We start from the raw sequence: 9866 nt of genomic DNA on the forward strand, positions 1-9866 counted from the left end.
CCGGGAAAGTTCGGCATAATTGATTGCCGACCCAAGAAGGTGAGATGACCGAGACTTCAGAAATCGCCGTCGAACAGGCCAAGCTCGACGAACTCTATGCCCGACTCGACGAACTGCGGGACGAGACCAGTGCCCGACTGGGAACCGTCAGGATCTCCGAGGTCGGCGGCAACCATCAGCACCGCAGCGAACGCGACGCCTTCGCGACCCTCTACGAGGATCAGCTCATCCGCCTCAACAGCGCCGAGGAGGGGCTGTGCTTCGGTCGACTCGACTTCAAGGACGACGTCGAACCGAGCTACATCGGCCGCATCGGACTCACCGATGCCGACCGCAAGCAGATCCTCATCGACTGGCGCGCCCCCGCCTCGGAGCCCTTCTACCAGTCGACCGCGGCGAACCCCGAGGGCGTCGTCCGCCGGCGCCACCTCGTGACGAAGAACCGGAAGGTCACCGATGTCGAGGACGATGTGCTCGACCTCGACGCCCTCGATGACACCCAGCGCTCGGCCCTGCAGGGCGAGGGGGCGCTCATCGCGGCGCTGACGAGCCACCGCACCGGCCGGATGGGCGACATCGTCGCCACGATCCAGGCCGAACAGGACGCGATCATCCGGCAGCCGCTGCAGGGCGTCCTCGTCGTCCAGGGCGGACCCGGCACCGGCAAGACCGCGGTCGCCCTCCACCGCGCAGCGTACCTTCTCTACCGGCATCGGGAGCGGATCGCGAAGTCCGGCGTCCTCCTCGTCGGCCCCTCCCCCGTGTTCCTCAAGTACATCGAGAAGGTGCTGCCCAGCCTCGGCGAGACCGGTGCCCTCCTGCTCACGCCCGGCCAGCTCTACCCGGGTCTCGACACGGAGATCTCCGATGATCCGCGGGTCGCCGAGATCAAGGGCCGGTCGGTCATGGCGACGGTGCTCGCCAACCACATCGCGAACTACGAGCGCGTGCCCGAGGAGGACGAACGGCTGCGCGTCGGCGCCCACACGGTGCTCCTGCGTCGCAAGGACGTGCGCTCGGCGAGAGATCGGGCGCGGCGCAGCGGAGACGCCCACAATGCCGCGCGCACCGGGTTCGTCGCCGGGCTGCTCAAAACGCTCGCCGAGGATCTCGCCGGGCAGATGGGCCTCGACGGCGCCGGTGAGCGTCTGCCCGAACTCCTCGACGAGCTGCGCTCGAGCGTCGACGTCCGGCGCGCCCTCAACCTCGCGTGGTTCCCCATCAGCCCCGCCGATGCGCTGCGCGCCCTCCTGTCGAAGCCGCACAAGCTCCACGCCGCGGCGGATCGCGTGCTCCCTGCCGCCGAGCAGGAGCTGCTCATCCGTCCCGCGAACGCGCCGCTGACGATCGAGGATGCGCCGCTGCTCGACGAACTCGCCGAACTGCTCGGATCGACGCCCCAGCAGACCGCCGCCCGTGACGAATCGGCCAGAGAGTACGCCGAGGCGGTCGTCGACATGACCGAGACCTCGGCGATCGTCAGCGCTGAGACGCTCGCGGCCCGGTGGGAGGAGGCGGGACCGGCGACGACGCTGGCCGAGCGTGCCATCGAGGACCGCGAATGGACGTACGGCCACCTCGTCGTCGACGAGGCGCAGGAGCTCTCCCCCATGCAGTGGCGAGTGCTCTTCCGGCGGGTGCCCTCGAAGTCGGCGACGCTCGTCGGCGACCTCGCGCAGTCCTCGCACAGCGACAGCGCCCGGACGTGGGAGTCGATCCTCTCGGAGTTCGTCGGCGACCGGTTCTCCCTCGAGGTGCTCACGGTCTCCTACCGCACGCCGCAGGCCGTCATGGACCTGGCCAACCGCTACCTCCACCGGCATTTCCCGCAGCTCGAGCTCGTCGAGTCGGTGCGGCAGGGCGGTCCCCCGCCGACCCTCGAGGTCTTCGCCGATTCCGCGGCGGTCATCGCCGCGCTGCCGGCCGCCGCGGCGGCTGAGGTCGACGCGGTCAGCGGCGGCAAGATCGCCGTGATCGCCCCGGAGGAGCTCATCGATCCCGTCACCGAGGCGCTCACGGGCTTCGACATCGGACGCTCGGTGCTCGGTCTCGACCATCAGATCGCCGTCATCACGCCGCAGCAGGCGAAGGGACTCGAGTTCGACTCCGTCCTCATCGTCGAACCCGGGCTCATCGCCCCGGTCGGCGGGGATGACGGGGTCGGCGCGCTCTATGTCGCGCTCACCCGCACGACGGATCGCCTCGGCGTCCTCGCCTCGGCTCCCACGGAGCTCTCGGACCTCGGCATCGGCTGAGCGGCTCGTTCAACAGTTGGCGTGAATATGCGCTCTTCGAAGACGACATCTTCACGCCAACTGTTGAATGAGAGACGGTCGAGTCGGCGAACCGGTGGATTTCACGCGAACTGTTGAACGACAGTGCAGGCGCAGGAGGCTTCGGGAGCGGACCTCCGGTGCGCCGTGCACAAGCTGCCGTGCACGGTCGTCGTGAGCGGTTGGGGAGGGCGGATTCCGCCCTCCTGCACGGACCCGACGAGGCGAGCTTTCGGCGACTGTCCCCGGGAACGTCGAAGGCCGCTTGACGGTTCGGCTTCCCCTCCGAACCGCAAGCGGCCGCGCACCGAAGCGCGCACTCATAATGGTACACAACTATTGCCGTGATCGACGACTTTCGGACAAGTTTTCGCGAGAAGATTTCCGCAACCTCGGCTGACCCGAGGACGAAGGCTGCTCGCCCACCAGTCGACGAGGTATCCGAGTCCGCAGGTCGCCCGGTCCGGGCCTCTCCAGACGTCGACGTCGAGCGATCCCAGCGGCCTCAGACCTCGCTGGCCCTCGGCCCCACCGCCCTCAGGCCTCGAAGTCCTCGGGCGTCGCCTCGCGGGAGTCCCCGGAGCGCAGCGCGGCATCGGCGCGCAGCGAGTCGATCGCGGCCTCGAAGTCCTCGAGCGAATCGAAGCCCTGGTAGACGCTCGCGAAGCGCAGGTAGGCGACCTGATCGAGTTCGCGCAGCGGCTCGAGGATCGACAGGCCCACCTCGTCGGCGTCGATCTCGGCGATGCCCTTCGACCGGATGTCCTCTTCGACCTTCTGCGCGAGCTTCGCGAGATCGTCGTCGCCGACGGGTCGGCCCTGACAGGCCTTGCGGACTCCGGACATGATCTTCTGGCGGGAGAACTCCTCGGTCACTCCCGAGCGCTTGATGACGGAGAGGCTCGTCGCCTCCATCGTCGTGAATCGGCGCCCGCAGTGGCGGCACTGCCGCCGGCGGCGGATCGCCGCCCCGTCCTCGCTCGTTCTCGAATCGACGACCCGTGAATCGGACTCACGGCAGAATGGGCAGCGCATGTCACTCCTCGAAGCGGATGCTCACGGCACGTCCGTGGGCGGGAAGCTGTTCGACCGTCGCGAGGGCGACGATGTGCTCGGCGACGTCGCCGAGAGCCGGCCGACCGTAGTCGATGACCTGGCTGACCTTGAGGAACGAGTGCACGCCGAGTCCCGATCCGTGGGCGGCGGTGCCCATCGTCGGCAGCACGTGGTTCGAGCCGGCCGCGTAGTCGCCGAGGGCGACGGGCGCATAGGGTCCGACGAAGACGGCTCCCCCGTTGACGATGCGCTCGGCCACCGCGGCGTCGTCGGCGGTGTGGATCTCGACGTGTTCACCGGCGTAAGCGTTGACCACGGTGACGGCGGCGTCGAGGTCGTCGACGAGGACGAGGGCCGACTGCTCACCGGCCAGTGCGGTGCGGATGCGCTCGACGTGCGCGGCTTCGGGCACCTGACGGTCGAGTTCGGCGGCCACGGCCTCGAGCAGCTCGGGTGAGTCCGTGACGAGCACCGAGGCGGCGAGTTCGTCGTGTTCGGCCTGGCTGATGAGGTCGGCGGCGACGAACGCCGGGTTCGCCGTGGCATCGGCGAGGATGATGATCTCCGTGGGACCGGCGACCGCGTCGATGCCGACGTGCGAGCGCACAAGGGACTTCGCGGCGGCGACATAGGCGTTGCCGGGTCCGGTGATGAGGTCGACCGGCTCGCACACCTCGGCGTCGTCGAAGCCGTACGCCAGGGCTCCGATGGCCTGGGCGCCGCCCATCGCCCACACCTCGTCGACGCCGAGGATGTGCGCGGTGGCGAGGACGACCGGATGGGGCAGCCCCGACTCCTGCGGGGGGCTCGCGATCGCCAGCGACTGGGCACCCGCGACCTGCGCGGGCACGACGTTCATGATCACCGTCGACGGGTAGACGGCGAGTCCGCCGGGCACGTAGAGCCCGACGCGCTCGATCGGCAGGCTCCGGGTCGTCACGACGGCGCCGGGGGCGAGTTCCGTGACGACGTCGGCGGGACGCTGATCCTCGGCGACCTTGCGGGTGCGGGCGATCGTCTCGACGAGCGCGGCCCGCACCTGCGGATCGAGCTCGGCGGCGGCCCGGGCGAGCTCGGCGGCGGGCACGCGCAGAGTATCGGGACGGACCCCGTCGAAGCGCTCCGTGAGGTCCTTCACCGTCGACGATCCTCCGCGGGCCACCTCGCCGAGGAGGTCGGAGACCCGGCGTTCGACGTCGGCATGCGTGGCTGCCGCCCGCGGCAGCCGCTGCCGGAGGAATCGTCTGCTCAGGGTCTCATCGCGGAAGTCGAGAATGTTCACCAGACCATTCTAGTCCCGGCGCACGTGTCCCCCCGGACCCGCCTCAGGCGCTCAGGCAGCGCGACCCCAGCAGGGCCTTGAGATCACCGTAGAGGCTCGGGTTGGGGTCGACGCGGATCGACCGGTCGAGCCGCATCACGGTGTGCTTGCCCGGCTGGGTGAGCACGAGATGGACGTCGGTCTGGCCCTTGTTCGCCTCGAGGATGCGACGCAGCTTCTCCGCCATCTCCTCGGTGGCCTTCTCCATCGGCATGATGAGGTTGAGCGGACGATCCCCCGGGTCGGTGATGTCGGGAATCGTCATCGACATCGCCATGAGCGAGGTCGGCCGGTCATCGGACTGGCGGATCCGCCCGGTCAGGGAGATGACGAGGTCGGTTGCGAGCAGGCTCGCCACGGGTTCGTACGTGTCGCCGAAGAACATGACCTCGACCTCGGCGTCGAGGTCCTCGAGCGTGACGATCGCGTACGGCTTGCCCGAGTTCTTCGACACCTTGCGGGTGACCTGCGTGATCATCCCGCAGACCTTGATCTGCGAACCGTCGGGGCGATGCGATTCGGGGTCGACCACCTCGGCGATCGAGGCATCCGACTCCGCGGCGAGCACCCCTTCGAGACCGTTGAGGGGATGGTCGGAGACGTAGAGGCCGATCATGTCGCGTTCGAACGCGAGCTTCTCCTTCTTCTCCCATTCGGGGCGATCGGGGATCGCCACGGAGAAGCTCGGACCGTCGTCGCCGCCGTCGAGGCCGGCGAAGAGATCGAACTCGCCGATCGCCTCCTTGCGCTTGACGCCGATGACGGAGTCGACGGCCTCCTCATGGATCTCGACGAGGGAGCGGCGGGTGTGTCCGAGGGAGTCGAAGCCGCCGGCCTTGATGAGCGATTCGATCGTGCGCTTGTTGCACACGTGGCTCGGCACCTTGTCGAGGAAGTCCGTGAACGAGGTGTACGCGCCCTTCTCCTCGCGGGCCGCGACGATCCCGTCGACGACGTTGGCCCCGACGTTGCGCACCGCACCCATGCCGAAGCGGATGTCCTCCCCGACCGGGGTGAAGTGGAGCGCGGAGTCGTTGACGTCGGGCGGCAGCACGGTGATGCCGAGCCGGCGGCACTCGTTGAGGTAGATCGCGAGCTTGTCCTTGTTGTCGCCCACCGAGGTGAGCAGGGCGGCCATGTACTCGGCCGTGTAGTGGGCCTTGAGGTAGGCCGTCCAGTAGGAGACGACGCCGTACGCGGCCGAGTGCGCCTTGTTGAAGGCGTAGTCGGAGAACGGCAGGAGGATGTCCCACAGCGCCTGCGCTGCGGCCTCGGAGTAGCCGCGCTCCTTCATGCCGCCGAAGAAGCCGACCTGCTGCTTGTCGAGCTCGGACTTCTTCTTCTTGCCCATCGCGCGACGGAGGATGTCGGCCTGACCGAGCGAGTACCCGGCGACCTTCTGCGCGATCGCCATCACCTGCTCCTGGTAGATGATGAGACCGAAGGTCGTGTCGAGGATCTCCCTGAGCGGCTCGGCGAGCTCCGGGTGGATCGGCGTGACCTCCTGGAGGCCGTTCTTGCGCAGCGCGTAGTTCGTGTGCGAGTCCGCGCCCATCGGGCCGGGACGGTAGAGGGCCAGGGTCGCCGAGATGTCCTCGAAGTTGTCCGGCTTCATCATCCGCAGGAGGGCGCGCAGGCCGCCGCCGTCGAGCTGGAACACGCCGAGGGTGTCACCGCGGGTGAGCAGCTCGTACGCGCCGCGGTCGTCGAGTTCGAGGTGTTCGAGGTCGAGTTCGAAGTCCCGGTTGGCCCGGATGTTCTCGACCGCGTCGGAGATGATCGTCAGGTTGCGCAGCCCGAGGAAGTCCATCTTGATGAGCCCGAGGCCCTCGGACGTCGGATAGTCGAACTGGGTGATGACCTGCCCGTCCTGGAACCGGCGCATGATCGGGATGACGTCGATGATCGGGTCCGAGGACATGATGACGCCGGCGGCATGGACGCCCCACTGCCGCTTCAGGCCCTCGAGGCCCTTCGCGGTTTCGAAGGTCTCGCGAGCGTCGGCTTCGGAGTCGACGAGCGCCCGGAACTCTCCGGCCTCCTTGAACCGCTTCGCGTCCGGGTTCTCGATGTCGGCGAGCGGGATGTCCTTGGCCATCTCCGCCGGCGGCAGCGCCTTCGTCAGCCGCTCGCCGAGGGAGAACGGCTTGCCGAGCACGCGGGCGGAGTCCTTGAGCGCCTGCTTCGTCTTGATCGTGCCGTAGGTGACGATCATCGCCACGCGCTCGTCACCGTATTTGCGGGTGACGTATTCGATGACCTCGCCGCGGCGGCGATCATCGAAGTCGACGTCGAAGTCGGGCATCGAGACGCGGTCGGGGTTGAGGAAGCGCTCGAAGTAGAGGCCGTGCTGAAGCGGGTCGAGGTCGGTGATGCGCATCGCGTACGCGACCATCGACCCGGCGCCGGAGCCGCGGCCGGGTCCGACGCGGATGCCGTTGTCCTTCGACCAGTTGATGAAGTCGGCGACGACGAGGAAGTAGCCGGGGAAGCCCATCGAGATGATGATGTCGAGCTCGTAGTCCGCCTGCTTGCGGACGTCGTCGGGGATCCCGTTCGGGTACCGGTACTCGAGCCCCTTCTGCACCTCTTTGACCAGCCACGACGTCTCGTCCTCCCCGGCCGGGGTGGGGAACTTCGGCATGTAGTTCGCCGAGGTGTCGAAGGAGACCTCGCACATCTCCGCGATCGCGAGCGTGTTGTCGCACGCCTCGGGCATCTCCTTGAAGAGCTCCCGCATCTCCGCCGGCGTCTTGAGGTAGTAGCCGGATCCGGAGAAGGCGAAGCGCGAGCCGCCCTGATCGTAGGTCGGCTCGATGAGCTTCGACCCCGACTGGATCGCGAGCAGGGCCTCATGGGCCTTCGCATCGGATTCGTGGGTGTAGTGGAGGTCGTTCGTGGCGACGAGCGGGATGTCCATCTCCTTGGCCAGCCGCAGCAGGTCCTGCGTCACCCGCCTCTCGATCGAGAGACCGTGGTCCATGAGCTCGCAGAAGTAGTTCTCGGCCCCGAAGATCTCCCGATACTTCCCGGCCGCGGCCTTCGCCTCCTCGTACTGGCCCAGTCGCAGCCGGGTCTGGATCTCCCCGGACGGGCAGCCGGTCGTGGCGATGAGTCCCTCGGAGTAGGTCTCGAGGAGGTCCTGGTCGAGGCGCGGCCACTTCGCCGTCACCGAATCGAGAGAGGCCACCGAGGAGGCCTTGAAGAGGTTGCGCATGCCCGTGTTGTTCTTCGACAGCAGGGTCATGTGCGTGTAGAGGCCGCCGCCGGAGAGGTCATCGCTCTTCTGCGACTCCTCGGTCCGCCACTTCACGCGGGTCTTGTCGTCGCGGGCGGTGCCGGGGGTGACGTAGGCCTCGACGCCGATGATCGGCTTGATGTCGGCCTTCGTCGCCTGCGACCAGAAGTCGAAGGCACCGAAGAGGTACCCGTGGTCGGTCGTCGCGATCGCCGACATGCCCGACGCCTTCGTCGCGGCCATGAGGTCGCCGAGGCGGGCCGCCCCGTCGAGCATGGAGTATTCGGTGTGGACGTGAAGATGGACGAAATCGTCGTTCGGCACGCTCTGCCTTCCCTTGCGGATCCCTTGCCAATGACCTGCGATGCCCACTCAGCTTAGACCATGGGCTCAGCCCTCCCGGATCCGGTCGAGGGCCTGCTGGAGGTCGTCGGGATACTCGCTTTCGAACTCGACCCACTCCCCCGTCTCCGGGTGGTGGAAACCGAGTCGCAGCGCGTGCAGCCACTGTCGGGTCAGCCCCAGCTCCTTCGCGAGGACGGGGTCCGCGCCATAGGGCAGGTCCCCGGCGCACGGGCGTCCCAGGGCAGAGAAGTGCACGCGGATCTGGTGGGTGCGGCCGGTCTCGAGGTGGATCTCGAGGAGGGCGGCGCGGCGGTGCGCTTCGATGACCTCGTAGTGGGTGATCGCGTGCTTGCCCTCGCTGTGGACGGCGTAGAGGCCGTCGTGGCGGGGGTGGCGGGCGATGGGGGCGTCGATCGTGCCGACGACGGGGTCGGGCAGGCCCTGGACGAGGGCGTGGTAGGTCTTCTCGACCGTGCGCTCCTTGAACGCCCGCTTGAGCACGCTGTAGGCGTATTCGCTCTTCGCGACGACCATGAGCCCCGAGGTGCCGACGTCGAGACGCTGGACGATGCCCTGCCGCTCGGGCGCCCCCGAGGTCGCGATCCGGTAGCCGGCCGCGGCGAGACCGCCGACGACGGTCGGTCCGGTCCAGCCGATGGCCGGGTGCGCGGCGACCCCGACGGGCTTGTCGACGACGACGAACGAATCGTCGTCGTAGACGATGCGCATGCCGGGCACGGGGTCGGCGACGACCTCGAGCGGACGTTTGGGTTCGGGCAGCATGACGTCGATGCGGGCACCGGCGACGACACGATCGGATTTGCCGACGACGCGGCCGTCGAGCTGGACTCCCCCGTCGGCGCAGATGTCCGCGGCGGCGGTGCGGGAGAGGCCGAGCAGCTTCGACAGCGCCGCATCGACGCGCTGGCCCTCGAGCCCCTCGGGAACGAGGATCGAGCGTTCAGTCATGGGAATCCTCCTTCTCCGCGGTGGCGGCCACTCGGTGCGAACCGTCGAGTTCGATGCCGCGCAGGCTGGCGATGATGAGCGTCACCGCGGCGGCGGAGATCGCGACGTCGGCGAAGTTGCAGATGAAGAGCGAGAGGTCGATGAAGTCGACGACGGCACCGTTGGGGAACCCCGGCTGCCGGAAGAGCCGATCGACGAGGTTGCCGAAGAGGCCGCCGAGCAGCAGGCCGAGTCCGATCGCCCACCCCCGCGAGCCGAGCTTGCGGGAGAGGACGAGGATGGCGATGAAGACGGCGACGGCGATGAGCGGGAAGACCCACGTCATGTTCGCGCCGAGGCCGAGGGCGGCCCCGGGGTTGCGGTAGAAGGCGAATCCGGCGAGGTCCCCGATGACGGGGATCGAGGGCCGGCCTTCGAGGAAGGCGATCGCGAGCTGCTTCGTCAGCTGGTCGAACGCGAGGATCGCTGCGGCGATGCCGAACAGTGTCCAGAGCAGCTTCGGTCGACGCCGTACCGGGTCTTCATTCATTCGGATCATTCTAGCCGACCGCGACTGCGGCGATTCCCATTCCACGCGCAAGAACGGCGCACGATCAGGGCGTCAACCGCACGTGGCCGTGCCCTCGGCAAGTAGCGTGACCGGGCGCGTGACCGGGGGCGTCGG

Annotated in this window: 6 protein-coding genes; 1 reads left to right on the forward strand and 5 read right to left on the reverse strand. The window is 68.2% G+C overall.

All coding sequences use genetic code 11. From position 1 onward, the window contains the following. Nucleotides 1-44: 44 nt before the first annotated feature. On the forward strand, nt 45-2255 hold the full coding sequence (locus ABD154_RS06400) for a HelD family protein (RefSeq protein ID WP_198498991.1): 2211 nt from the start codon (nt 45-47) through the stop codon (nt 2253-2255). A gap of 555 nt (nt 2256-2810) precedes the next feature. On the opposite strand, the gene nrdR is transcribed toward ABD154_RS06400, so the two are convergent. The 5 genes from nrdR to ABD154_RS06425 form a co-directional block, all read right to left on the reverse strand. Beyond that, nucleotides 2811-3308 carry a transcriptional regulator NrdR gene (nrdR, locus tag ABD154_RS06405; protein WP_137826380.1) on the reverse strand — a complete coding sequence of 166 codons (498 nt, stop codon included), beginning with the start codon at nt 3306-3308 and terminating at the stop codon, nt 2811-2813. Nucleotide 3309: 1 nt separating this feature from the next. Further along, complete coding sequence (gene hisD / locus ABD154_RS06410; protein WP_376872227.1) at nt 3310-4614, reverse strand: histidinol dehydrogenase; 1305 nt, start codon at nt 4612-4614, stop codon at nt 3310-3312. A 40-nt stretch (nt 4615-4654) separates the two neighbouring features. Then, on the reverse strand, nt 4655-8164 hold the full coding sequence (gene dnaE / locus ABD154_RS06415; RefSeq protein WP_232623912.1) for a DNA polymerase III subunit alpha: 3510 nt from the start codon (nt 8162-8164) through the stop codon (nt 4655-4657). A 114-nt stretch (nt 8165-8278) separates the two neighbouring features. Then, complete coding sequence (locus tag ABD154_RS06420; protein WP_198498994.1) at nt 8279-9202, reverse strand: RluA family pseudouridine synthase; 924 nt, start codon at nt 9200-9202, stop codon at nt 8279-8281. Then, nucleotides 9195-9731, reverse strand: a complete 537-nt coding sequence (locus ABD154_RS06425; RefSeq protein WP_198498995.1) for a signal peptidase II — start codon at nt 9729-9731, stop codon at nt 9195-9197. The genes ABD154_RS06420 and ABD154_RS06425 overlap by 8 nt, the downstream gene beginning before the upstream one ends. Between the last annotated feature and the right edge of the window lie 135 nt (nt 9732-9866).

Source organism: Brevibacterium sanguinis (genome assembly GCF_039528855.1).
Classification (GTDB): Bacteria; Actinomycetota; Actinomycetes; order Actinomycetales; family Brevibacteriaceae; genus Brevibacterium; species Brevibacterium sanguinis.

What these genes read in the sequence shown, in the direction of transcription:
- nrdR (WP_137826380.1), bottom strand. Translation starts at nt 3,308, where the DNA reads ATGCGCTGCCCATTCTGCCGTGAGTCCGATTCACGGGTCGTCGATTCG.
- ABD154_RS06400 (WP_198498991.1), top strand. Translation starts at nt 45, where the DNA reads ATGACCGAGACTTCAGAAATCGCCGTCGAACAGGCCAAGCTCGACGAA.
- ABD154_RS06420 (WP_198498994.1), bottom strand. Translation starts at nt 9,202, where the DNA reads ATGACTGAACGCTCGATCCTCGTTCCCGAGGGGCTCGAGGGCCAGCGC.
- ABD154_RS06425 (WP_198498995.1), bottom strand. Translation starts at nt 9,731, where the DNA reads ATGAATGAAGACCCGGTACGGCGTCGACCGAAGCTGCTCTGGACACTG.
- dnaE (WP_232623912.1), bottom strand. Translation starts at nt 8,164, where the DNA reads ATGCTCGACGGGGCGGCCCGCCTCGGCGACCTCATGGCCGCGACGAAG.